Source organism: Nakamurella sp. A5-74 (genome assembly GCF_040438885.1).
In the GTDB taxonomy this organism is placed as follows: domain Bacteria; phylum Actinomycetota; class Actinomycetes; order Mycobacteriales; family Nakamurellaceae; genus Nakamurella.
Window position 1 is genome coordinate 3,822,575 of sequence record NZ_CP159218.1, and the last position, 23,557, is coordinate 3,846,131.

Annotated in this window: 23 protein-coding genes; 10 read left to right on the forward strand and 13 right to left on the reverse strand. The window is 69.4% G+C overall.

Features of this window, described 5'->3' with window-relative positions; all coding sequences use genetic code 11:
- Positions 1-519, forward strand: a complete 519-nt coding sequence (locus ABLG96_RS17485) for a hypothetical protein (protein ID WP_353648600.1) — start codon at positions 1-3, stop codon at positions 517-519.
- Between the two features lie 206 nt (positions 520-725).
- Here ABLG96_RS17485 and mmuM read toward each other — a convergent pair whose 3' ends face one another.
- From mmuM to ABLG96_RS17520, 7 genes are all read right to left on the reverse strand, one after another.
- A complete protein-coding gene (gene mmuM, locus ABLG96_RS17490) occupies positions 726-1,691 on the reverse strand; it encodes a homocysteine S-methyltransferase (RefSeq protein WP_353648601.1) in 966 nt (321 codons plus the stop codon).
- 256 nt (positions 1,692-1,947) lie between these two features.
- Entirely contained in the window at positions 1,948-3,006 is a 1,059-nt protein-coding gene (locus ABLG96_RS17495) for a TIGR03617 family F420-dependent LLM class oxidoreductase (protein WP_353648602.1), read from the reverse strand.
- A 13-nt stretch (positions 3,007-3,019) separates the two neighbouring features.
- Entirely contained in the window at positions 3,020-3,814 is a 795-nt protein-coding gene (locus ABLG96_RS17500; protein WP_353648603.1) for a TIGR03084 family metal-binding protein, read from the reverse strand.
- Between the two features lie 260 nt (positions 3,815-4,074).
- Positions 4,075-5,034 carry an electron transfer flavoprotein subunit alpha/FixB family protein gene (locus tag ABLG96_RS17505; protein ID WP_353648604.1) on the reverse strand — a complete coding sequence of 320 codons (960 nt, stop codon included), beginning with the start codon at positions 5,032-5,034 and terminating at the stop codon, positions 4,075-4,077.
- Positions 5,035-5,104: 70 nt separating this feature from the next.
- Positions 5,105-5,884: an electron transfer flavoprotein subunit beta/FixA family protein gene (locus ABLG96_RS17510; RefSeq protein ID WP_353648605.1), complete on the reverse strand. Its 780-nt coding sequence runs from the start codon at positions 5,882-5,884 to the stop codon at positions 5,105-5,107.
- Positions 5,885-6,005: 121 nt separating this feature from the next.
- Positions 6,006-6,797, reverse strand: a complete 792-nt coding sequence (locus tag ABLG96_RS17515; RefSeq protein WP_353651571.1) for an enoyl-CoA hydratase — start codon at positions 6,795-6,797, stop codon at positions 6,006-6,008.
- 77 nt (positions 6,798-6,874) lie between these two features.
- Positions 6,875-8,014, reverse strand: a complete 1,140-nt coding sequence (locus tag ABLG96_RS17520) for an acyl-CoA dehydrogenase family protein (protein ID WP_353648606.1) — start codon at positions 8,012-8,014, stop codon at positions 6,875-6,877.
- Positions 8,015-8,334: 320 nt separating this feature from the next.
- Here ABLG96_RS17520 and ABLG96_RS17525 point away from each other — a divergent pair, with 320 nt between their 5' ends.
- The 4 genes from ABLG96_RS17525 (at position 8,335) to ABLG96_RS17540 (ending at position 11,123) form a co-directional block, all read left to right on the forward strand.
- Positions 8,335-8,886, forward strand: coding sequence for a sigma-70 family RNA polymerase sigma factor (locus ABLG96_RS17525; protein ID WP_353648607.1), 552 nt, complete (start codon positions 8,335-8,337; stop codon positions 8,884-8,886).
- The gene (locus ABLG96_RS17530; RefSeq protein WP_353648608.1) at positions 8,883-9,539 is read left to right on the forward strand and encodes a zf-HC2 domain-containing protein; all 657 of its coding nucleotides are present in this window, start codon (positions 8,883-8,885) and stop codon (positions 9,537-9,539) included. The genes ABLG96_RS17525 and ABLG96_RS17530 overlap by 4 nt, the downstream gene beginning before the upstream one ends.
- Positions 9,540-9,621: 82 nt before the next feature.
- Positions 9,622-10,332, forward strand: coding sequence for a CHRD domain-containing protein (locus tag ABLG96_RS17535; RefSeq protein ID WP_353648609.1), 711 nt, complete (start codon positions 9,622-9,624; stop codon positions 10,330-10,332).
- Between the two features lie 341 nt (positions 10,333-10,673).
- On the forward strand, positions 10,674-11,123 hold the full coding sequence (locus tag ABLG96_RS17540) for a class F sortase (RefSeq protein WP_353648610.1): 450 nt from the start codon (positions 10,674-10,676) through the stop codon (positions 11,121-11,123).
- Between the two features lie 202 nt (positions 11,124-11,325).
- On the opposite strand, the gene ABLG96_RS17545 is transcribed toward ABLG96_RS17540, so the two are convergent.
- On the reverse strand, positions 11,326-12,546 hold the full coding sequence (locus ABLG96_RS17545) for a cysteine desulfurase-like protein (protein WP_353648611.1): 1,221 nt from the start codon (positions 12,544-12,546) through the stop codon (positions 11,326-11,328).
- 98 nt (positions 12,547-12,644) lie between these two features.
- Here ABLG96_RS17545 and ABLG96_RS17550 point away from each other — a divergent pair, with 98 nt between their 5' ends.
- Both ABLG96_RS17550 and ABLG96_RS17555 read left to right on the forward strand, forming a co-directional pair.
- Complete coding sequence (locus ABLG96_RS17550) at positions 12,645-13,688, forward strand: LLM class flavin-dependent oxidoreductase (protein ID WP_353648612.1); 1,044 nt, start codon at positions 12,645-12,647, stop codon at positions 13,686-13,688.
- Between the two features lie 175 nt (positions 13,689-13,863).
- Positions 13,864-14,580 (forward strand): hypothetical protein, encoded by a 717-nt coding sequence (locus ABLG96_RS17555; RefSeq protein ID WP_353648613.1) that lies wholly within the window; start codon positions 13,864-13,866, stop codon positions 14,578-14,580.
- A gap of 5 nt (positions 14,581-14,585) precedes the next feature.
- On the opposite strand, the gene ABLG96_RS17560 is transcribed toward ABLG96_RS17555, so the two are convergent.
- Complete coding sequence (locus ABLG96_RS17560) at positions 14,586-15,173, reverse strand: ABATE domain-containing protein (RefSeq protein WP_353648614.1); 588 nt, start codon at positions 15,171-15,173, stop codon at positions 14,586-14,588.
- A 97-nt stretch (positions 15,174-15,270) separates the two neighbouring features.
- Positions 15,271-16,422 carry an epoxide hydrolase family protein gene (locus ABLG96_RS17565; protein WP_353648615.1) on the reverse strand — a complete coding sequence of 384 codons (1,152 nt, stop codon included), beginning with the start codon at positions 16,420-16,422 and terminating at the stop codon, positions 15,271-15,273.
- A gap of 282 nt (positions 16,423-16,704) precedes the next feature.
- Between ABLG96_RS17565 and ABLG96_RS17570 the strand changes: the two genes are divergently transcribed.
- Positions 16,705-18,609, forward strand: a complete 1,905-nt coding sequence (locus ABLG96_RS17570) for an AMP-binding protein (RefSeq protein ID WP_353648616.1) — start codon at positions 16,705-16,707, stop codon at positions 18,607-18,609.
- A 45-nt stretch (positions 18,610-18,654) separates the two neighbouring features.
- On the forward strand, positions 18,655-20,136 hold the full coding sequence (locus ABLG96_RS17575; RefSeq protein WP_353648617.1) for a cryptochrome/photolyase family protein: 1,482 nt from the start codon (positions 18,655-18,657) through the stop codon (positions 20,134-20,136).
- On the opposite strand, the gene ABLG96_RS17580 is transcribed toward ABLG96_RS17575, so the two are convergent.
- The 3 genes from ABLG96_RS17580 to ABLG96_RS17590 are packed head-to-tail and all read right to left on the reverse strand — an operon-like array spanning position 20,103 to position 22,380.
- On the reverse strand, positions 20,103-21,590 hold the full coding sequence (locus ABLG96_RS17580; protein WP_353648618.1) for a HAMP domain-containing sensor histidine kinase: 1,488 nt from the start codon (positions 21,588-21,590) through the stop codon (positions 20,103-20,105). The genes ABLG96_RS17575 and ABLG96_RS17580 overlap by 34 nt on opposite strands.
- Before the next feature lie 23 nt (positions 21,591-21,613).
- Positions 21,614-22,012 carry a response regulator transcription factor gene (locus ABLG96_RS17585; RefSeq protein WP_353648619.1) on the reverse strand — a complete coding sequence of 133 codons (399 nt, stop codon included), beginning with the start codon at positions 22,010-22,012 and terminating at the stop codon, positions 21,614-21,616.
- Positions 22,009-22,380, reverse strand: coding sequence for a response regulator (locus ABLG96_RS17590; protein WP_353648620.1), 372 nt, complete (start codon positions 22,378-22,380; stop codon positions 22,009-22,011). The genes ABLG96_RS17585 and ABLG96_RS17590 overlap by 4 nt, the downstream gene beginning before the upstream one ends.
- Positions 22,381-22,542: 162 nt before the next feature.
- On the opposite strand from ABLG96_RS17590, the gene ABLG96_RS17595 reads away from it, so the two are divergent.
- The gene (locus tag ABLG96_RS17595) at positions 22,543-23,358 is read left to right on the forward strand and encodes a hypothetical protein (RefSeq protein ID WP_353648621.1); all 816 of its coding nucleotides are present in this window, start codon (positions 22,543-22,545) and stop codon (positions 23,356-23,358) included.
- Positions 23,359-23,557: the final 199 nt, after the last annotated feature.

Sequence of the window (23,557 nt, forward strand, 5' to 3'; positions counted from 1 at the left end):
ATGGCCGCCGGAACGACGGCTGGTGAGGTCGAAGACGGAGCCGAGGACGGAGCCGAGGACGGGGCAGATGACGGGGCCGAGGACGGAGCCGAGGACGGAGCCGAGGACGGGGCAGATGACGGCGCGGAGGAGGGGCCCGAAGAGCCCGAAGAAGGCTTCGGCGACCCGGAACCCGCCGATCCCGACGACGACGAGCCCGCGCCTGCCGAACTGCTACCGGTGGTGGTCAGGTCGACCGGCTCCCGGGACGGGTCGCCCGCCGGCTTGGCGGACTCCCCCGGCGCCTGCACGACGATCCTGCCGGCGGAGGAGGTGCTCGAGCCGACCGTCACCTGCGCACCGGTGGTCCCGGCACTGCCGGAGGCCGGCTGCGATCCGGTGGGCCCGGTGGCGGAACCGTCGCCCGCCGTGGTCAGCACGGTCACCGCCGGCTGCGCAGCTCCGGTGGTGCACCCGGACACCAGCAGCACCAGGGCCGTCAGTGCAGCGGCGCCGCGCGCGAGGGGTACCGCTGGATGACGCCGGCCGGGAACTTCGGATCGGGAACTCATCTCCCCAGTGTCCTGACCAGCAGCGCGCAGTTCGAGCGCATCGCCCGGAGCGGCGGCACTTTGTCACCCCTTCGTAACCGCATCGGCCGGTTGTCGGAGTGTCGTGCGGGCGTGTCGTCCGGTTCGTCCCCGGCCACGGGCGTCGAACAAGTCCCCGGTGCTACGCGCGCCGGCTCAGCCGAGGGCGGCGGCCAGCTGCTCGATCAGCTCGGGACCCACCCGACAGCACCCGCCCACCAGCCGCGCGCCGCCGGCCGACCAGGTCCGCAGCACAGCTGCGTCGATCGTGGCGTCGCCGTACCAACTCCGGGCAGCACAGTCCCAGAGCTCGCCGCTGTTCGGGTAACAGACCAGCGGCAGCGCGGTGCCGTCCGCGGCGGCCAGCAGACCGGCGACGTCCCGCGGGTCCACGCAGTTGACGCCGACGGCAATCACCTCGGGCACCTCGGAAGCGGCTCGGAACGACTCGTCCAGCGGTTCATCGGCCCGGGTCCGGGCGATGCGGCGTTCGGCGTCGGGAGCGTCTCCCCCCGGCGCCACCAGGACGCCGGTGAGGCTCAGCCAGACCGGGATCCCGGTGCCCTCGATCTCCCGCAGCAGCGCGTCCGCCTCGGCGGCGCTGGGAATCGTCTCGACGGCGAGCACGTCGGCCAGACCGTCGGCGACGATCTCGCACAGCACCTGCAGGCGGTCGTGGTGCCAGCGACGCAACTCGTCGACGGTGAGCCCGTAGTCGCCCCGGTACTCCGATCCGTCGGCCAGTGCGGCTCCGTAAGGACCGACCGAAACAGCGACGAACGCCGGCCGCCCGGTGCGGTCCCGGTGGTCACGACGTGCGCGGTCGGCGACCTCGCCGCTCGCCCGCATCAGCGCGACGGCGCCATCCCGGTCGATCCCGGCATGCGCGAAACCGTCGAAGGACGCCTGGTAGGACGCGGTGGTGGCGACCTCCGCGCCTGCGTCGAAGAACTCCCGGTGGGCGCGTCCGATCGCGTCCGGATCGTCGTGCAGCAATCGGGCGGACCACAGTTGCGACGTCAGGTCGTGTCCGTGTCGCTCCAGCAGGGTGGCGAGGCCACCGTCCAGCACGAGGTTCCCGCCGGCGGCGATCGCGGCAGGCAGGGATGCTCCGGTCTCCATGCCGGACGACTCTGCCACCGGCGGCATCGGCCACCCATGGCAGGTCTGCGGAACCAGCGGCTCAGGAGGCGAGCCGGGCCCCCAGGGTGTCGTCGTTGCCGATCGGGCTGGCGCCGAACCGCCAGGTACCGACCTGGTACGTGCCGGTCGGCAGCGCGCGACCGCCCGGTGCCCAGAGCGGCTGCCAGATCAGCGCGCCGGTCGCGACGGGACCGGCATTCGCCGGTGAGCCGGGTCGCCAGTGCGCTGCGGGAGATCAGGGACGTGTCACCCGATGCAGTTCGGCGAGCAGCGTGACCCAGGTCTGCGGATCGACCTCGTACGGCGCGTAGAACGACAACCGGGACAGCACGCCCCGATACCGGGACACGAGCTCCCGAGCCACCGTCGGCGCGTCACCGATGACCGCGAAGGCCTCCACCATCTCGTCGGTGATGAGGCCGGCCATCTCGTCCCACTGGCCACGCTTCGATGCGGCGTAGAGCTTCTCCTGGACACCGCCCCAGCCGTGCACCTCCAGCACCGGCAGGTAGGCGGGCGTCGAACCGTAGAACGCGATCCGCTTGCGCACCCCCGCAGCGGCGGCATCCAGGGCTGCCTGGTCGTCGCCGATCACCACGAACGCGGGCATCGAGATACCGAGGTCGAGCACACTGCCGGCCGGCCGCCCGGCGGTCGCCCGGCCGCGCTGCAGAGCCGGGATCGTGACCTCCTCCAGGTACTTCCGGGTGGTGAAGCCGTGCGCGAGAAAGGCGTCGGCCACCTCGCCGGCGACCTCCGTCATCAGCGGTCCGACCCCGGCGAGCGCGATCGGCGGCGCCCCCCAAGGGTTCTTGGGGGGCGTGAAGAACGGCGTCATCAGGGTGTGGGTGTAGAACTCGCCGCGGAACTGCAGCCGTTCGCCGGTCTCCCAGGCGGACCAGATCGCCCTGGTCGCCCGAATGAACTCCCGCATGCGTGCCGCAGGCCTGGACCACGGCATGCTGAAGCGCTTCTCGATGTGGGCCTGGATCTGGGAGCCGAGGCCGAGGGTGAACCTGCCCCGGCTGAGCTGCTGCACGTCGTTGGCCGACATGGCCACCGTCATCGGCGTGCGAGCGAACGCGACGGCGATGCCGGTGGCGATCTGGATGTCGTTCGTCGCCCGGGCGGCCAGCGCAGCGGCGATGAAGGGGTCGCAGTTGGTCTCCGGCACCTGGAACCCGGCATAACCCTGCTCCTCGGCCGCGGCGGCCAGCCCCTCCACCAGGTCCAGTCCCGGCAACCCGTCGCTGCCCTGGTCGACCAGCAGGACGGGTTCCGCGGGGGCGCTCATGACGTGCAGTCAATCATGTGGATTGCCGCCCTCGGCCGGGTCCGGGAGGCCCGGCATAGGCCTGGGCGATCGCCATCCAGTCGCGGGCAGCGCCGTCGGTGGCCCGCAGGGCGGTGTCGGCGAACGCGCGCCGCTGGGTGGCCACCAGCGCGAAATCGACTGCGCTGCCGACGATCCGCTGCTCGGCGTCCTCCGGTCCCCAGCGCAGGATGGTGCCGTCGACGCCGGTCAGCTCGGTCCTGATCGCATCGCTCGGCGGTGTGCGGTCGCGGTTGGCGTAGCTGAAGGTGCGGGTCAGCACGCCGAGGTGGCAGACATGGTGGACGCGGGTGGTCGGCACCCGTTCCACGCCGAGCGTGTCGGCGATGTCCTGGCCGTGCGCCCAGGTCTCCATCAGCCGCGCGGTGACGGACGAGGCCGCACTCATCGGCGGACCGAACCACGGCGCTCGCTGCCGGGGGCCGCGGCCCGAGAACACGTCGAGCAGAGTGCTGCGAGATCGGTGGTACCACGTCAGAAGCGTTGCACTGCCGGAGTTCCGCCGATCGAAGCTGATGGCATCGATCCAGCCCGGCCCACCGGCAACCAACTCTGCCGCGGCCGTCCCGAACGCCTGCTCGTCGTGGGCGGCGAGCACCGCCAGGTCGTCGAAGAAGGCGAGATGCACGATCTGGTCACGGATCTGCCAACCCTCCGCGGGAGTCGGCCACTGCCACTGCTCGTCGGTCAGACCGTCGATGAGCGAGCACAGCTCGTCGTGCTCGGCCCGCAGGTCGTCCAGCAGCGCTCGGTAGTCGTCGTCGTTCATTCGGCACCGCCTCTCTCGCAGGCCATGATCATCCACGCAACGCCTGTGGACGACCTGCAGGACTGGTGCGCCGGTGACGCAGATCGGCCCCGCAATCCCCCTTCCCGCAGGACGCCCTGCAGGAACGGAGATCGCGGGACCACTTCCCGTCACTCACCGCGCCGTGCCACGTCGGCGGTCTGGGCAGCGGATCGCCACACCGACGGAACGGGCCCGGTCCTTGCCGGAGGATCGGTCCAGTTCGACAGTGCCGGCTCAGCTCAGCTGGGCAGGCTCTCGGTCAATTGCGGCGCGACCTCGAACAGGTCACCCACCACCCCGAAGTCGGCGATCTCGAAGATCGGGGCGTCCGGATCCTTGTTGACGGCGACGATGGTCTTGCTCGTCTGCATGCCGGCGCGGTGCTGGATGGCGCCGGAGATCCCCAGCGCGACATACAGCTGGGGCGAGACGGCGGTACCGGTCTGGCCCACCTGGAACTGCGGCGGGTAGTAGCCGGAATCGACCGCAGCACGGGAGGCACCGACTGCGGCGCCGAGCTTGTCCGCCAGGGTTTCCACCACGGAGAACTTGTCGGCCGAGCCAACTCCGCGACCGCCGGAGACGACCTTCTGCGCCGCACCCAGTTCGGGGCGATCACCGGTCGGCTCCAGGTGCACGGCCTTGACAGTCGTACCGGTTGCGACGTCGACCGAGAAGTCGATGGTGGTCACGGCGCCGTCCGCGGGCGCCGCTGCACCGTCGATGGCGTTGGCCCGTACCGAGATCACCGGGATACCGCGGGTCACCTTGTACCGCATGGTGTATTCGTCGCCGAGTACCGACTGGGTCGCGACGACGGCGCCGTCGACGAGCTCGAGCGCGATGGCGTCGGTGAGCACACCCGACTCCAGGCGCACCGCCAGCCGGCCGGCGATCTCCCGACCGTCGACGGTCGGCGGGACGAGGATCGCCACAACGTCGTCAGCAGCTGCGGCCGCGGCTTGCAAGGCGGCCACCTCGGGGGTGATCAACAAGGTCTCGGCGTCGTCCGACTCGGCGACGAAGACCTTGGCAGCACCCGCTTCGGCCAGCGGAGCGGTCAGCGCGGCGGCGCTGCCGGGCTTGCCGACGACGACGGCAACGGGGGTACCGATAGTGGCTGCAGCGGCCAACAGCTTGCCGGCGGAACTGTGCAGCTCGCCGCCGAGGTGGTCGACGAGAACGAGAACGTCACTCATGGGGCACTACCTTTCCTGTCCGCTGATCGAGCGAACGCAGTGAGTCGAGATCAAGGACGAAGAACGAAGGTCAGACCAGCCGCTGGGCGGCCAGGTACTCGGCAATCGCCTTGCCTGCGTTGCCGTCGTCGGTGATCTTCTGCCCGGCGCTGCGCGGCGGACGCGGGATTCCGTCGACCACCTGGGTCGAGGCACCGGCCAGGCCGACGGTCGCGAGGTCGAGCCCGAGGTCGGCGGCTGACAGCGTGGTCACCGGCTTCTTCTTGGCCGACATGATGCCCTTGAAGTTCGGGTAGCGCGGTTCACCGACCTTCTCGTTGACCGAGACGACGGCCGGCAGCGATGCGGTCACCTCGCTGTAGCCGGCGTCCATCACCCGCTCTGCGGTGATGGTGGTGCCGTCGATCTCGATCGTCCGGACGGAGGTGACCGCCGGCAGTCCGAGACGCTCGGCCAGCATGGCGGGCACCGAGCCGGTGCGACCGTCGGTGGCTTCGTTGCCGGTGATGATGAGATCGACCGACAGGGTCGCCAGTGCCGCGGCCAGCGCTGCGGAAGTGCCGAGCGCGTCGGAGCCGGCGAGTCCGTCATCGACGATGTGCACGGCCTTGTCCGCACCCATCGCGAGTCCCTTGCGCAGCACGTCGGTGGCCGAGGCCGGTCCGAGCGTGACGACGGTGACCTCACCGCCGTGCTTCTCCTTGAGCTGCAGGGCGATCTCGACGCCCTTGGTGTCGATCTCGTCGATCACCTGATCGGATGCTGCGCGGTCCTGGACCCAGGTGTCGGTGGTCAGCTTGCGGACCCCGTAGGTGTCGGGGACCTGCTTGACGAGAACAGCGATATCCATGAGGTTCTTCGCTCCTTTGCGCGATCGTGCGTCGCCTTCGTTGTTACTGGTCGGTAGGCAGTTGGTGCAAGCAGGCTGGCTGTGCGTTCCCTCACCCACGCTGCGAGGGATTGCACGGGAGTCACTCGTGGGTGAAGGTGGCCGGACGCTTCTCGACGAAGGCCGCCATCCCTTCCTTCTGATCGTGCGTGGCGAACGTGGCGTGGAAGACGCGGCGCTCCAGCCGGAGACCCTCCGCCAGGGTCGTCTCGAATGCTCCGTTCACGACCTCCTTCGCCATCGCAGCGATCGGCCCGCTGTAGGAGGCAATGGTGGTGGCGGTGGCCAGCGCGTCGTCCAGCAGATCGGCGACCGGCACGATGCGGGCGACGAGCCCGGCCCGCTCGGCCTCCTCCGCCTTCATGGTCCGGCCGGTGAGGATGAGCTCCATCGCCTTGGCCTTGCCGATCGCCCGGGTCAGGCGCTGGGAGCCGCCGATCCCAGGGATGACGCCCAGCTTGATCTCCGGCTGCCCGAAGACCGCGGTGTCGGAGGCCAGGATGAAGTCACACATCATCGCCAGCTCGCAGCCACCGCCGAGGGCATACCCGGACACGGCAGCGATGATCGGCGTCCGTAGTCGGGTGAGGTCGTCCCACCGTCCGAACAGGTCATCGGTGTAGACCTCCGGATACCCCAACGGCTGCATCTCCTTGATGTCCGCGCCGGCCGCGAAGGCCTTCTCGGAGCCGGTGATGACGATGGCGCCGATGTCCGGGTCCGCGTCGAAAGCCGCTGCGGCACTGACGACCTCGTGCATGAGGCGGCTGTTGAGCGCATTGAGCGCCTTCGGGCGATCCAGGGTGATCAGACCGACCCGGGCCGCTTTATCAGGTCGGCTCACGGTGATGGTCTCGAAGTCGTTGGGGGGCAATTCGGTCTCGGACACGATCCTCCTCGGGTTCTTCTCACTGATCTCTTCGGCCACGCCCGTCCTGCGACGGGCCCGGGTCAGCGGGTCGGGATCAGACTGCGGGCGATGACGACCTGCATGATCTCGTTCGTACCTTCGAGGATCTGGTGCACGCGCAGGTCGCGGACAATCTTCTCGATGCCGTACTCGGCCAGATAACCGTAGCCACCGTGGATCTGCAGCGCAGCGTTGGCCACCTCGAACCCACTGTCGGTGGCGAACTTCTTGGCCATCGCGCAGAGGGCCACCTTGTCCGGGTGGTTGCTGTCCAGCATCTCAGCGGCCCGGTACAGCAGCAGCTGAGCTGCTTCGAGCTTGGTCGCCATGTCCGCGAGGGTGAACTGGATGCTCTGCAGGCGGTCGATCGGCGCACCGAACGCCTCGCGTTCGGAGGCGTACCGCAGGGCTGCTTCGAAGGCGCCGCGAGCCCCGCCGAGCGAGGACGCTGCGATGTTCAACCGGCCGCCGTTGAGACCACTCATCGCGATCTTGAAGCCCTGCCCCTCCACGCCGATCAGGGCGCTCACCGGGATCCGGCAGTCCTGCATGATCACCTGGCGGGTCGGCTGGCAGTTCCAGCCCATCTTGTGTTCGTTGGGCCCGAACGAGAGGCCCGCGGCGCCGTCCTCGACGATGAATGCGCTGATCCCCCTGGCACCGTCGTCGGAGGTCCTGGCCATCACCAGGTAGACCTGGGTCGAGCCGGCGCCGGAGATGAACTGCTTCACTCCGTTGAGCACGTAGTGGTCGCCGTCGCGGACCGCGCGGGTGCTGAGCGCCGCGGCATCGGAGCCGGCCCCCGGCTCGGTGAGGCAGTAGGACCCGAGCGACTGCATCGCGGACATCGCCGGTAGGTATTTGGCCTGCTGCTCCTCGTTGCCGAAGGCGTCGATCATCCACGCGACCATGTTGTGGATCGAGATGTAGGAGGCCAGTGCCGGATCACCGGTCGCGAGCGCTTCGATGATGAGCGCCGCATCGAGCCGGCTCAGTCCCGATCCGCCCGACGACTCGCGGACGTACATCCCGCCCATCCCCAGCTCGCCGGCCTTCGCCAGGACGTCCACCGGGAAGTGCTTGGTGCGATCCCACTCGGCGGCATTCGGCACCAGGAACTCGGCAGAGAACTGACGGGCCACGGCGCGCAGCTCGCGCTGGTCGGCGGTGAGATCGAACACGGGGTCCTCCGTTGGTCCAGTGATGAGGTCGGACCCCGCGGATACGCGGAGATCCAACTGTTGGACATCCTACTATTTCTGGGACCAGGTGGCGGCGGGTCGCGGATCGATCCCGTCACACCGCAGGCCCAGCCGTCGGCGCGGGTGGGCAGCGCAGGGGAACAGGCACGCCTGCTGCCGATCGCCGTCCGGGCGCGCAGCAGTCCCGAACCACCCCCTGACGCCTGTTGAACACTTCTGGGCGCCGCTGCGTATCCACATCCGAGCACCTATGTCCGGAACACCTCCGGAGACGTCGACCCACCCGGAGGAGGGCGAGCATGCGTGTCCGCAGCATCCTGCGCGCCCAGGCCGCCGGCTCCCGGCTCGATGACCCGCAGGCCCTCCGCGCGGCCTACGACGCGCACGGCAGTGAGCTGTACCGCTTCGCCCGCCGCCAACTGGGCGACGACGGAGCCGCCCAGGACGTCGTCCAGGAAGTGTTCCTCCGGGCCTGGCGCTCGTCGTCGTCGTTCGATCCCGAGGTTGCCAGCCTGCGCGTCTGGCTCTACGCCATCGCCCGGAACGCGGTGATCGACGAAGCGCGCCGGCGCTCGGTGCGTCCGATCAGCGCCGACACCCCGATCGACGACCAGGTCGCCTCCACCCTGCGGATCGACGATCTCGTCCTGGACAGGTGGATCGTCGAGGAAGCGCTGCGCAAGATCAGCCCCGAGCACCGGGCCGTGATCGTCGAGGTCCACCTCCGCGGCCGGTCCGCGAGCGAAGTGGCCGGAGAATGGGGCGTTCCGCCCGGCACGATCCGCTCGCGGGTGTTCTATGCACTGAAGTCCTTGAAGCTGGCAATGGACGAGATGGGAGTCGAGCCGTGAACGAGAGCACCCACCGTGCGCTGAGGGAGTCGCTCGGCTGGCTGGCGCTGGGACGCGTCGACGACGCCGAGCGCGCGCGTATCGAAGCCCACCTCGACGGCTGCACCGCATGCCGCGCGGAGCTCGCCGATCTGCAGGCCACGACCCGCCGACTCGAGCTCGTCGATGTCGATCGTCTCGAGGAACTGCCGGCTCCCCCGGCGGACCTGGGGGATCGGGTCATCGCCGCGGCCCTGCGCTCCGGCAGTCCCCGTCGTCGAACAGGCTGGCTGGTGGCGGCTGCGGCCGCCGTCGTACTCGGGCTCGGCGGGGTCGGCGGCTGGCTCCTCCGACCGGTGCCGGCAACGGTGGCAGTCCCGCTCGAACTGGTCGCCGTGACATCGAACGATGATGCCGTGCGAGCGAGCGCCGAACTCATCCCGCACACCTGGGGGGTCGAGATCCAGCTCACCGCAACAGGTTTTTCCTCCGGAGAACGCTACACCGTTGAGGTGCTCTCGGCCGACGGCACGCGTCCTGGTGCCGGAGCCTTCATCGGCGTGGGCGAGCGCAGCATGCACTGCAACCTGAACTCCCCCGTGCTGCGCTCGGACGCGACCGGTTTCCGCGTCCTGGACGACAGCGGCGCCGTGGTGGTCTCCAGCTCGTTCTGATTTCTTCTGCCGACGGTTGAACACTTCCGGGTTCGCTTCCGTAGTCACCGATGTCAACCACCGAGCACCATCAGGAGGCATCATGATCGCCAGCAGGACTCGAGCGGTTCTCTGCTCAGCAGCAGCACTCGCATTCGGAGCGGCCTTCGTTCCCATCGGCACGGCCAGTGCCGAAACCATGGTGGCAGAACCGGATTCGTTCACCTCTGCCTTCACTGCGATGGCCACCCCGGACATGGTGATCAATCCGGACGGCGTCCTCACTCCCGGCACCGCAGGGGCCTGGGGCACGTTCAACTACCGGATCAACTCGGATCTGGACGTGATCTGTTACGACATCACCGTCGAGGGGATCACCGCTCCGTTCCAGAGCCCCGCCAAGACCGCGACGCACATCCACCAGGCACCGGCCGGCAAGCCCGGACCGCCGCGGATCGCGTTCCCGAACCCGATCGAGCAGCCGAGTGGGGCCTTCCAGTCCAGCGGGTGCCTGAAGGGCCCGTTCACCACCGGGGTCAAGAACGTCGACACCGGGATCGACACCGGTGTGGGCTTCACCGTCCAGCAGATCGAAGATGATCCGGTGGCGTTCTTCACCGACACCCACACCAAGGCGAACCCGGTCGGCGCCGTCCGCGGTCAGCTGACCGCAGTGCCACTGGGCGGCGTCGAGACCGGTGCCGGTGGTACGGCGGCCGGTGACCCGGCCGAGCTCCCGCTGCTGCCGATCGGTGCCGGCCTTGCCGTCCTGCTCGGTGCCGGAGTGATGCTGCACCGCAAGGCAACGGCCTGATCATGGTGACGTCCGCCGACCGCCCCACTCCGGACAGGAGCGGTCGGCGGGCTCCCTTGGTGGCACTGCTGATGACGATCGTCCTGATCGGAACCGGTTGCGCCGCCGACGGTGCTCGAGCGACCGACGGTGCTCGAGCGACCGACGGTGCTCGAGCGACGCAGAAGTCGAGACCTCGTCAGACCCTCGCCGATCCGACCGAGGCTGGTCGAGCGACGCAGGAATCGAGAACCCGTTCGACCTCCACCGCCCCAGCAACCCCGTCGTCGGTGAGCGCTGACGCGTCGGACACCTCCGCTGCCCGGTCGACACCCACGCCCACCGGTCCCTCCGCTGCGTCCGTGAGCGTGCCCGCACCGGTGTCGCTGCGTGTCGACTCCATCGGTGTCTCGGAGCCCATCATCACTCTGGGGCTGACCGACCAGGGAGCGGCCGAGGTGCCGACCGACTACGCCAGGGCGGGGTGGTTCTCCGGCGGTGGCCGCCCGGGCACCATCGGTCCGACCGTCATCCTCGGTCACGTCGACTCGAAGACCGGACCGGCCGTGTTCTTCCGACTGCGTGAGTTGCAGGTCGGCGCCGAGGTACGCCTCGGGCTGGCCGACGGCAGCAACGCCACCTACGCCATCACCGCCGTCGACAGCTACTCGAAGGACGACTTCCCCACCTTCGCCGTTTACGGAGCTACTCCGCGGGACGTCGTCAGGCTCGTGACCTGCGGCGGCGAATTCGACCGCGCCGCCGGCAGTTACACCGACAACATCGTGGTCACTGCCGACCGGATCGCCTGACGCAGCAGCACATCTCGATCCGGACGGGATCTCGACTCCTCGTTCCTCGGTCGCTCGATCACGGAGAAGTGAGCCGGTCGAGCGCGTAACGGTGGTCGAGCGAGGCACGGTGGTCGAGCGAGGAACGGGTCGAGACCTCGTTGCAGCACAACCGGTTCCGAACACCATGGGATCTCGATGCGCTCGTTCCTCGCTTGCTCGGTCACCGGGCCCGGAACTTCCGCAACCCGGCGATCAGTCGGTCGACGTCGTCGTCCGAGGTGTAGGCCGCAACCCCCACTCGCAGGCCACCCTCGGCGGGCAGCCCCAGACGCTGCGCCGGCTCAAGGGCGTAGAACGTGCCGGACGGGGCCAGGACATCCTGTGCCGCAAGGAATGCAGATGCCTCCTGCATCGAGCTGCCGGGAAACGTGACCAGCAAGGTCGGGGTCCGGCTGCTCGCCCGGGAGTGCAGCACCGCACCCAGCTCGGCCAGTCCGGTTTCCAACCGTTCCCGCAGAGCGGTCTCCCGGTCGTCGAAGATCTCCAACGCCGTCACCAGCCGTGCACGTCGGGAGTCGCCTGCGCCCCAGGAAGCGATGAAATCGACCGCCGCCGTCGCGCCGGCCATGATCTCGTAGGGCAACGTGCCGAACTCGAACCGCTCGGGCACCACGTCCGTCGACGGCAGCAACTTGTCGGGGTGGATCGAGTCGAGCAGCTCCGGAGAGGCTGCGAGCACCCCGCAGTGCGGGCCGAAGAACTTGTACGGCGAGCAGACGAAGAAGTCGGCCCCGAGTGCGGGGACGTCGATCAGGGTGTGGGCCGCGGCATGCACCCCGTCGACGTACAGCAGCGCTCCGACCGCGTGCACCCGGTCAGCCACGGCAGCGATGTCGGGCCGGGTGCCGATCAGATTCGAGGCGGCGGTCACCGCGACGAGCCTGGTCCGCTCTCCGATCGCCGCGCCCATGCTCTCTGCATCGAGCTCGCCGGTCGCCGGGTCGATGTCGATCCATCGCACGACGGCGCCGGCAGCCTCGGCCGCCTGCACCCATGGCCGGACGTTCGCATCGTGGTCGAGCCTGCTGACCAGCACCTCGTCGCCAGTCGTCCAGGTCTTCGCCAACGCCCGGGAGAAATCGTAGGTGAGCTGGGTCGCCGATCGTCCGTAGACGATCCCCCCGGCCGGCAGGGCCAGGAAGTCGGCATATGCCGCCCGGAAGGCACCGACGACGGCGTCGGCGTTGCGCTCCGAGCTGACCGAGGTCCCGCGATTCGACAGCGGACCGGTCAGGGTGTCGGCGATCGCCTGCCCGACCACGGCCGGCGTCTGGGTGCCGCCCGGACCGTCGAAGTGCGCGATCCCCGACGCGAGCGAGGGGAACGCGGCACGGAAGGATCCGACCGAGAACGGGGTTGTGACTGCTGCGGCTGTGCTCATCTGGATCCTCCACGTCGGAAGTCCGGAGCGTATCGCCCAGACGCCCCTCGGGCTCGACCACCGCTCGGCCAGCACACCCCGACCGCAGGAGAACAGTCATGCCTCGTCCCGGATTCCCGCTGCGCCGCCTCGGATTCCTCACCATCGGCCTCTTCGACGGGGCCGATCCGGGTCCCGGACACGAGAGCACGTTGCAGATCATCGAGCTGGGCGAACGGCTCGGGTTCGACAGCGCGTGGCTGCGTCACCGGCACCTGCAGTACGGCATCTCATCACCGATCGCCATCATGGCCGCGGCCAGCCAGCGCACCAGCCGCATCGAACTCGGCACTGCCGTCACGCCGCTCGGCTGGGAGAACCCGCTGCGGCTCGCGGAAGATCTCGCCACCGTCGACGTCCTCGCCGGTGGCCGGATCAACCCTGGTGTCAGCGTCGGGCCGCCGATGCAGTTCGACGCAGTCGAAGCCTCCCTCTACCCGGACACCGCTGAGCAGGAGGACTTCAGCTACGAGCGGGTCCTGCGGCTCCAGAGGTTCCTGCGCGGCGACCGCGCGAGCACCTGTTCCGGGTCGCAGGGCATCGAGACGTTCTCCGAACGAGTGGAGCCGCACTCCCCCGGGTTGGCCGATCGACTCTGGTACGGCGGGGCGAGCCGAGGGTCCACCCGGTGGGCGGGCGAGGTCGGCCTGAACCTGCTCACCAGCAGCGTTGTCCGGGCCGAGGACGGTCCGGTCGACGCCGACCGGGGGATCGATCTCTTCGACGCGATCCAGACCGAGCACATCACCGGGTTCCGGGCCGGCCACCCTCTGGGTGAGTCCGCCCGCGTGTCCCAGGGCCTGGTCGTCATCCCCACGGATTCGGCGACCGCTGCCCAACGCGACAAGTACCACGCCTACGCCGCCGGACGATTGCCCCGGACGCGGCAACCGCAAGGGCCGGCACGAATGCTGTTCGCCCCCGACCTGGTCGGAACCTCGGACGAGATCGCCGAAATGCTCCACGCCCGCACGGCATTCGGACTGGTCGACGAGGTCGCGTTCGCACTGCCGTTCACCCTGGATCACGAGGACTACGTCCAGATCCTCACCGATCTGGCGACGGACCTGGGGCCCGCGCTGGGTTGGACCACACCGGCGTGACGAGCTCGCCGGTCGGCGCGCCCGCCGGGAACAAACCCGCGGACCGGGCAGACCGGGCAGCGTGCCCGGTGGGTGTGCGGCACAGGTTTGCCATCGGGCGCCGACGGGGACAACTGACGTGCACACGGGATCCACCGTCACCCGTCATTCTCGTCGAGACCAAGGACTTCCACCCATGAGCACTCCGCTGAACTCCTCCGATGATCCCCGTCACGACGACCGACTCGACGCTGCGGCCGCCGATCGCACCACCTATGCGGCGGGCAATCCGACCACGAAACCGCAGGACACGGTCGTTGTCCACGACGGACCCGCCAGATTCGACCAGGAAGGTGTGTTGGCCCGGGAGCGGGACGAGTTCGGCGGGATGAAGTTCGGGGCCGGGTTCTTCGGGTGGCTGACCGCGACCGGCCTCTCCGTCATCGTCCTGGCCATCCTGGCCGGTGCGGGGGTTGCCTTCGGCCTGACGAATCAGGATTCCATCGCCGCTGCCCAAGGCAACACCGGCACCGCCAAGACCGTCGGTCTCGTCGGAGGCATCGTGCTGCTCGTCATCCTGTTCGTCGCCTACTACTGCGGCGGTTACGTAGCCGGGCGGATGGCCCGCTTCAACGGCGCGAAGCAGGGCCTGGCCGTGTGGATCTGGGCGATCGTCATCATCGTGATCCTCGCGCTGGTCGGCTGGATCGCCGGGAGTCAGTACAACATCCTCGCGCAGCTCAACCTGCCTCGGATCCCGGTGGACGAAGGAACGGTCACCACGGCCGGCATCATCGCCGCCGTCGCAGCCCTGCTCGCGGCACTCGGCGGCGCCATCCTCGGCGGCATCGCGGGAACCCGCTATCACCGCAGGGTCGACCGGGTGGGATTCGCCGTCGACGCGGGCCGCTGAGGCGCCTACCGGCCCTGGGTACCCCGGTGGGTGCGCACCTTCGCGAGGTTGCCGCAACGCTGCATGGAGCACCACCGCCGGGTACCCGGCCGGGATGCATCGACGAACAAGAACGCACAGCCCTCTGCGGCACAGACCCGGATCCGGCTGCCGAGCGGACCAGTCACGAGATCGATGACATCGCGGGCCAGGACCGACAGGGCCGCTGCCACCGTCACCCGCGGACTGAGTTCCAGCGTGCCGTAGACACCGAGCTGCGGGACCGGTGTCGCAGCGTCCGCGAAGTTGTTGATGGTCTGGATGTCCTCCGCGTCGAGCCCGGCACCCGTGGCCCGAGCCCGGGCCACCCGGAGGATTGCCGTGCGGAGCCGGTGTGCCCGCGCCACGTCCCCGGCGAGCGCGCGCACCCCGTCCACCCCGAGGACGTGGCCGAGCCATCGCTGCAGGCTCGCGGCGTCGAGGATCAGCTCCGGTTCGGCCAGTTCACGGGGCCCTGCGGTGTGGGCGAAGTCGAGGCAGGGCCGGCCCGAACGGAACCGTTTGCCCAGCGCGGGGACCATTCGCCGGGGTGGTGCGGGGTCGGTGCCGGACAACAGATCTCAACTCCTTCGTCGGTCGATCAGCGTGACGTGCTGGATCGCCGTGACGTGCTGGGTTGCAGAGCTGTTCGATCGTCAGAACATTTCTCGATCATCGACGAGCCTCCAGCTCCATGCTGCCGAACGCTGCCCGTAGCTCGGCGACGTACACCGTCGGTACCTCCAGTGCAGGGAAGTGCCCGCCGCGCTCCGACTCGCTCCAGGAGGTGAGCTGCGGGAAGGTCGGTTCCAGCCAGTGGCGCGGGAACTTCTCGATGTCCGCCGGGAAGACGGTGATCGCAGCCGGCACCTCGACGATCTCGACGCTGCGACCTGCCGGGGAGTTCTCCCAGTAGAAGCGGGCCGAGGATCCACCGGTGTCGGTCAACCAGTACAGGGTCGCCATGTCGAGGATCTGATCCCCGGACACGGCGTCCTGCACCTCGCCGGCGTGGTCGGTCCAGGCGTGGATCTTGTCGAGCATCCATGCCAGCTGGGCGACCGGGGAATCGGCGAGCGCATACGCCACCGTCTGGGGCCGCGTCGACTGCTGTAGCGAGTAGCCGCTGCCGAACTGCGCGAAACGTCGCGTGTCGGCAACCCAGCGGCCTTCCAACTCGGTGAGCGTGCCCGGCCTCTCGACGGGCTCACGCGGGTACGGCGTGTAGGTGTGCAGGCCCGCCACCAGGTCGGGGTGCCTGGTGGCGAGCGACTGGGTGACCCGGCCGCCCCAGTCGCCGCCCGCTGCCCAGCAGCGGTCATACCCCAACCGCTGCATCAGGATCGCCCAGGCATCGGCGGTCCGACGCACACCCCAGCCCGTCCCGGTCGGCTTTCCGCTGAATCCGAACCCCGGCAGCGATGGAGCCACCACGTGGAACGCCGGGGAATCGGAGGACTTCGGATCGGTGAGTGCGTCGATGACGGCCAGTGGCTCGAGGACGGACCCCGGCCAGCCGTGGGTGATCACCAGCGGACGGGCGTCGGCGCGGGGCGACCGCACGTGCAGGAAATGCACGTCCAGGCCGTCGATCTCGGTCAGGAACTGCTGGTGCCCGTTGAGCTCCGCCTCGACGCGACGCCAGTCGTACTCGTCGGCCCAGTAGCGCACCAACTCACGCAGGTAGCCGATGGGCGGGCCCTGGCTCCATCCGGGTGAGGTCTCGGCGTCCGGCCACCGGGTACGACGTAGTCGGTCGCGCAGATCGGTCAGCTCGGCATCGGAGACGTGCAGGTGGAACGGTCGCACCCCGTCGTCGGACACGTGGGTCTCCTCAGGTCTCGGTCGTGCCGGGTGTGGGTCCTGCTCGCATGCGGGATTACCGAGCGCACCCGCCGGCACCGGGGGGTCGGGTCCGGTTCGCGCCGGGGTGATCAGCAGCCGAACCGTAACCGCTCTGACCGGTTACTGCAACCGGTCATACCGGTTTCATTGCGGGACGCCTCGAGCGCATGGGCGGCGTCCGCGAGCGGGACCGCGGTCATGCCGGACCGTCCTGGACGCGGCAGCCGTGACGCATCGGCGCAGTGATGCCAAGATCGGCCCATGAGCACCGGCGCTTACCGCGAGTCCTACGACCGCAGCATGGCCGACCCCGAGGGGTTCTGGCTGGAGGCCGCCCGGGAGATCGACTGGATCACCGCACCGACGCGAGCGCTGGACGACTCCCGCCCACCGTTCTACCGCTGGTTCCCGGACGGCACCCTCAACACCTGTTTCAACGCGGTCGACCGGCACGTGGCCGCAGGACGAGGTGACCAGCCGGCGGTGATCCATGACAGCCCGGTCACCGATGCCGTCACGACCCTCACCTACCGGCAACTGCTCGTCGAAGTCCAGCGGGCGGCCGGGGTACTGGTGGCGCACGGCGTCGGCCGGGGCGACCGGGTGATCATCTACCTGCCGATGGCCTCCGAGGCCGTGATCTCCATGCTGGCCTGCGCGCGGATCGGCGCCGTGCACTCGGTGGTCTTCGGCGGGTTCGCCCCGGCAGAGCTCGCGGCGCGGATCGACGACGCCCTCCCGACGGTGCTGATCACCGCCACCTGCGGCATCGAGCGCGGACGGGTGCTGCCCTACCTCCCGTTGGTGCGGGCGGCGGTCGAGCGCTCTTCCGCACGCGAGCCGACGGTCATCGTCATCGCCCGCCCCCAGCAGGTGGAACCGTTGCAGGACCACGAGATCGACTGGGAGACGGCACTCGCCGGCGCCGAGCCGGTGCTCGCGTGCACCGAGGTGGCGGCCACCGATCCGCTGTACATCCTGTACACCTCGGGCACCACCGGGAAGCCGAAGGGAATCGTCCGGGACAACGGCGGCCACGCCGTGGCGCTGCGGCGTTCGATGACGGAGATCTTCGGCATCCGGCCCGGCGAGGTGTGGTTCACCGCATCCGACGTCGGCTGGGTGGTCGGCCACTCCTACATCGTCTACGCACCGCTGCTCACGGGCTGCACCACCGTCGTGTACGAGGGCAAACCCGTTGGCACACCGGATGCCTCGGCATTCTGGCGGGTCCTCGCCCAGCACCGGGTGAGCGGTATGTTCACCGCCCCGACCGCGATCAGGGCGATCAAGAAGGACGATCCGGACGGGGTTCTGCTGGCCGGGCACGATGTGTCCGCGCTCCGCACGTTGTTCCTGGCCGGCGAGCGCCTCGATCCCGACACCTGGCAGTGGGCAACGGATCTGCTCGACGTCCCGGTGATCGACAACTGGTGGCAGACGGAGACCGGCTGGCCGATCGCCGCCAACCCGGTCGGCACCGAGATGTTCCCGGTCAAGCCCGGATCGGCGACCTTCCCGAGCGTCGGCTACGACGTCCGGGTGCTCGACGCTCGCGGCACGCCGGTGGCCGCGGGGGTCGAGGGCGCCGTCAGCATCAAGCTGCCGCTGCCGCCGGGCACCCTGCAGACCCTCTGGGGCGACGATGATCGATATGTCGACGGCTACCTTGCGGCTTGCGACGGCTACTACTCCACGGGTGACGGCGGTTATCTGGACGACGACGGCTACCTGTGGATCATGGGCCGTACCGACGATGTACTGAACGTCGCCGGCCACCGGCTGTCGACCGGTTCGTTGGAGGCCGCCCTGGCCGGCCATCCGGCAGTGGCCGAGTGCGCGGTGATCGGTGTCGCCGACGAGCTCAAGGGGCAGGTACCCAGGGCACTCGTCGTACTCAAGGGCGCGACCCAGCTCGATCCCGCCGCGGTGGCGACGCTGAGAGCCGAACTGGTGCAACGGGTCCGGGACGAGGTCGGTGCGGTCGCATCGCTGCGGCGGGTGGACGTGGTGGATGCTCTCCCGAAGACGCGGTCGGGCAAGATCTTGCGCCGCACGATGCGGCAGATCGCCGACGGCGTGCCGGCGCCGGTACCGAGCACCATCGAGGATCCGGCTGTCCTGCAGGCCCTGACGGAGGTGCTGACCTCGCCGTCCTCCTCGTGACCTGCCCGGGGTGTGCCCGGCGTCCGGACGGGGAACTGCGGCACCATGACGCAGACCACGACCCGCTGGCTGTTCGGCGACCAACTGGGACCGCACTTCCTGGACGCACCCGACCAACGGGTGGTCATCATCGAGAGCCGCGCTGTCTTCCGACGCAAGGCGTTCCACCGAGCCAAGGCGCACCTGGTGTTGTCCGCGATGCGCCATCGAGCAGTGGAGCTGGGTGATCGCTGCCAGTACGTCGTCGCGGACACCTACGCCGAGGGACTGGCCCAGGTGGACGGTCCGCTGTCGGTCTGCGGGCCCACCTCGCACGCCGCTGACGAGTTCGTCCGCAGCATGGACCGTGTCACCGTGGCGGAACCACGCGGGTTCGCCTCCGATCGTGATCAGTTCCGGCGCTGGGCGGACGGCCGGGGGCAGAAGCGGCTGCTGATGGAGGATTTCTACCGCGATGCCAGGCGCCGCCTGGACGTGCTGATGGACGGCGACGAGCCGGTCGGGGGCCGGTGGAACCTCGACGCCGACAACCGCGAACCGCCGCCCGCCTCCGGGGTGCTCGATGTGGCAGAACCCTGGTGGCCGGCCGAGGACGAGATCGACCAGCAGGTGCGGGCCGATCTGGACGCGATGGAGCAGGACGGGATGAAGTTCGTCGGCCGCGACGGACCTCGCAGGTTCGCCGCCACTCGCGATGAGGCGCTGCACGTGCTCCGCGGCTTCCTGGAAGGACGATTGGCGCAGTTCGGTCCGTACGAGGACGCGATGCTGTCCGGCGATCCGTGGATGGCCCACTCGTTGCTGTCCGCGCCACTGAATCTCGGTCTGCTGGACCCCATGGAGGTCGTGCACCGCGTCGAGAAGGCCCACGCCGCCGGTGACGTCCCCCTGCAGTCGGCGGAGGGCTTCATCCGGCAGCTGATCGGCTGGCGGGACTACGTCTGGCACCTCTACTGGTACCTGCCGCGCGACTACCGCTCGCGCAACCACCTGGCAGCCCGCCGGAAGCTGCCCGCCTGGTTCGCCGAACTGGACGCCGACGCGGTCGAGGCGGCCTGCCTCAAGGACGTGCTGGCCGGCGTCCGTGACCATGGCTGGGTGCACCACATCCCGCGCCTGATGGTGCTGGGAAGCTATGCGTTGCAACGGGGATGGAGCCCCGCCGAGGTCCTCGACTGGTTCCACCGGTGCTTCGTCGACGGCTACGACTGGGTCATGCTCGCCAACGTCATCGGCATGTCGCAGTTCGCCGACGGCGGGGTGATGGCCACCAAGCCGTACACCTCCGGCGGCGCCTACGTGAACAGGATGAGCGACTACTGCGGTGGCTGCCGGTACTCACCCAAGATCCGGGTCGGCGAGAAGGCGTGCCCGTTCACGGCCGGGTACTGGTGGTTCCTGTCCCGCAATTCCGAACGGTTGCAGGGCAACTTCCGGCTGGCGCAGCCGCTCAAGGGATTGCAGCGACTCGCCGACCTCGATGCGGTTATCGATCAGGAGGACCGCAGAGGATCGACCGCGCCCTGATCCCGGTCGGCGGATCGACCGGCGACCGGCAGTCTCAGAACCAAACATGCTCCACCGCGGGGGTTCTCACGGTATTCGAGCGACCCGCCGTGCTGCGTTGCGATGCTCGCCGCGATCGGTAGTCCCAGCCCGGACCCTTCACCCTGGCGCGCCGCGTCCAGCCGGACGAACCGTTCGAAGATCCGGCGGCGCTGGTCGGCCGGCACCCCTGGGCCGTCGTCCGCGATCGTGACGGTCAGCATCCGACCGTCCGATCCGAGATGCACCTCGACTCTGTCGGCAGCGAAGCGCAGCGCATTGTCGAGCAGGTTGCTCACCGCTCGCCGCAGCGAGTCTGCGTCCCCCAATACTCGGGCCACGCCGGCAGGTTCGACCCATCCGATCTCCGGACGGCCGTCGGTCGAGCGGGTGCGCGCGGCGTCCACCTCCTGCCGCACCAGCCCGGCGAGATCGAGCTCCCGCGCCGGACGCCCCTGGGGCGAGGCTTCGAGTCTGGTCACCAGCATCACGTCATCGACCAGCCGCGCGGCCCGGCGGGCCTGGCGGATCACGTCCAGCGTTCTCTGTTCCCGTTCCGGGCGCCCGATGTTCTCGTCCAGCAGCAGCCGCTCACTGCCGGCGATCACGCCCGCGATCGGCGTCCGCAGGTCGTGGGAGGCATCGGCGAGGAACTGCCGCATCCGATCCTCCGCCTGCTGGGCTCGCCACTCCGCTGCCTCCAGCGCGTCGAGCATCTCGTCGAAAGCCGTTGCGGTGCGGCCCAGATCGGTCCTCGGTCGGGTCGGTCGGAGGCGCCGGCCCCTTGCCCCGTCCCGGATGCTGCGGGCGACACCGGTCATCCGGCCCAGCGGCCGGAGCGAGCCGCCGACCACGAGCCACAGCAGACCGGCGGTGACCACGACCACCACCGCGCCGGCGATCAGCTCGATCTTGCGTAGTTCGGCGAGGGTGAAGTCGATCTGCCGCTCGTCCGCCGACAACGTCACCCGCGTGGTGTCCAGCGTGATGGTCGCGGTGAGCACGCCGTTCGACTCCGCCAAGCTGATGGCCGGAGCCACCTCCGGCCGGGGACGGCCACCCGGTTCCGGCGGCCCACCGGGTTTGCCGGGGGCGCTGCCCAGGTCCTGGCCCCGGTACGTCTGATCTCCCTGCACCACCACTGATTCCACGCCGGCGCCCGTGGTCGCATTCGCGAGGCTCTGACCCCGCACGCCCTGCTGGTTCAGGACGGCAGCGAAGTCGGCCCGGTCGGCCAGCCGGCTCTGCAGGTCGGAACGCAGTTGCGAAGCCAGCCGCGAGTGGATCAGCACGCCGGCGATCACCAGGACGATGGTCAGCAGCGCCAGGGTGGCCACCGTGACGCGCCGCCGCAGCGAACCGGTCCGCACCGGTTGGTTCTGCTCGACAAGGCGATCCGGTTGTGCTCCAGCAGGTATCGGCGAGAGCGGAACCATGGCTGGATCCTGGGGAGCCGTTGTCATGAGGTGGTCCCGTCGGCCGGGTCTGTGCGTGGTTCGCCGATCCGGTACCCGACCCCCCGCACGGTATGGATGAGCCGCGGCCCGTGCGCCTCGATCTTGCGTCTCAGGGCCGAGACGAAGGCCTCGACCAGGTTCGGGTCGTAGGCGTCATAGCCCCAGACCTGGGAGAGGATCTGCGCTTTCGACAACACCCGCCCGGGATGCCTGGCCAGGAACGCGAGCAGCCGGAATTCGGTCGCGGTCAGCGACAGGAACGACCCGGCTCTGGAGGCCTCGCCGGTGTTCTCGTCGACGACGAGGTCGGAGATCTGTACCACCGGCTCCCGCAGATGCCCGGCACGCCGCAACACGGCCCGGATCCTGGCCAGCAGCTCCGCCATCACGAAGGGCTTCACCAGGTAGTCGTCGGCACCGGAATCGAAGCCGTGCAGGCGATCGGCGACGTCGTCGCGGGCCGTGAGGAGACGACCGCGCACTCCGAGATGGACCGCAGACGGTGGGCGAGCCGGAATCCGTCGACGCCGGGCACCATCACGTCCAGCACGGCCAACTCCGGCCGGAAGTCACCGGCGATCTCGTCGAGGTCGGTGCCGTCGGGTCGGGCATCCACCCGGTATCCCGCCCCGCTCAAGCCTGCCTCCAGGGCCGCCCGCAACGTGTCGTCGTCCTCGATCACGAGTACCCGCACCGCGTCGGGTCGGATGTCCGATCGCTCGCCGGCACGCGCACCCGTGGCTGCTGGGCCGAGGCCTGTCCCTGTCATGACATCGAGCCTGCTCCGGTTTCCTGAAAGTCGGTTGAAGACCACGCGGGATGGCCGCTCATTCAGCCCATCTTCAGCTTCGGCGCCGACGGTGGTCATCAGTGGACCAGAGCGGTCCGCGGGCCACCGGATGATCGGTGCCCGAGTACGAGAGGACACATCGTGACCGAGAACCACCAGCACGGCAACCGCACCAACTCCTGGGCCGACCACGCCGCGGAGCGGACCGGCAGCAGTCAGGCCCCCGCGCGGTCCAACGGTGGCCGCCGCAGGATCATCATCGGCGCAGCGGCACTGCTCGCCGTCGGCGGCGTGGCCGGTGGAACCGCGCTGGCCAACGCCGGCACCCCCGCCGCGCACAGTGCGGTCGCCGGCTACCAGGCCGGACCGGCCGTCGACCCCAGCGAGACGGCGGCCGCGCCGAGCACCTCGTCCGACAGTGACTCGGGCTCCATCGGGACCAGCGATGCCGGCACAGCTCCGGCCCCGCAGGACGGCGATGCGTCGATGCCTACGCCGCCGAAGCACGCACCTCACCTGGACGGCACCGTCACCGGGACTGCAGACGGCGCGATCACCATCAAGGACCGCGAGGGCTTCACCCGCGTGATCAACGTGAGCGAATCGACCAAGTTCACCGACGACCTCACCGCGACCCCAGCGGGCGGCTCCGAGATCCACGCGATCGGCACGGTCAACGCCGACGGCATCTCGTTGGATGCCACCGAGGTCGGCGCTCGGCCGACCCCGCCGGCCGGTGGCCCCGGAGCTGACGGCAAGGGCCGTGACGGCAAGGGGCCCGGCGCCGCCAAGGGCCAGGGTGGCGCCAAGGGCCAGGGTGGCGCCAAGGGGCCGGGTGGCGCCAAGGGGCCGGGTGCGGATGCTCCGAAGGCGCCGACCGGTACCGATGCACCGGCTGCACCCAACGATGCACCCGCTCCGTCGACCGAGTCGTCGGCACCGACCACTACCGGGTGATCTTCCGGCGGTGAGCGCACCAGCCCGGTCACGGATCGGGCCGGCGGAGCGATACCGAAGTGACGGGTGTTCCGGTGGGCCGGAGCACCCGTCACTCGCGCCTGCGTCGCTCTACTTTCGGGTAGTGAACGCAACGAACTGGTCTCCAGCGATCGAGACCCGGCCGTTCACGGCCCGACATCGTCGCTCCAGACCGTTC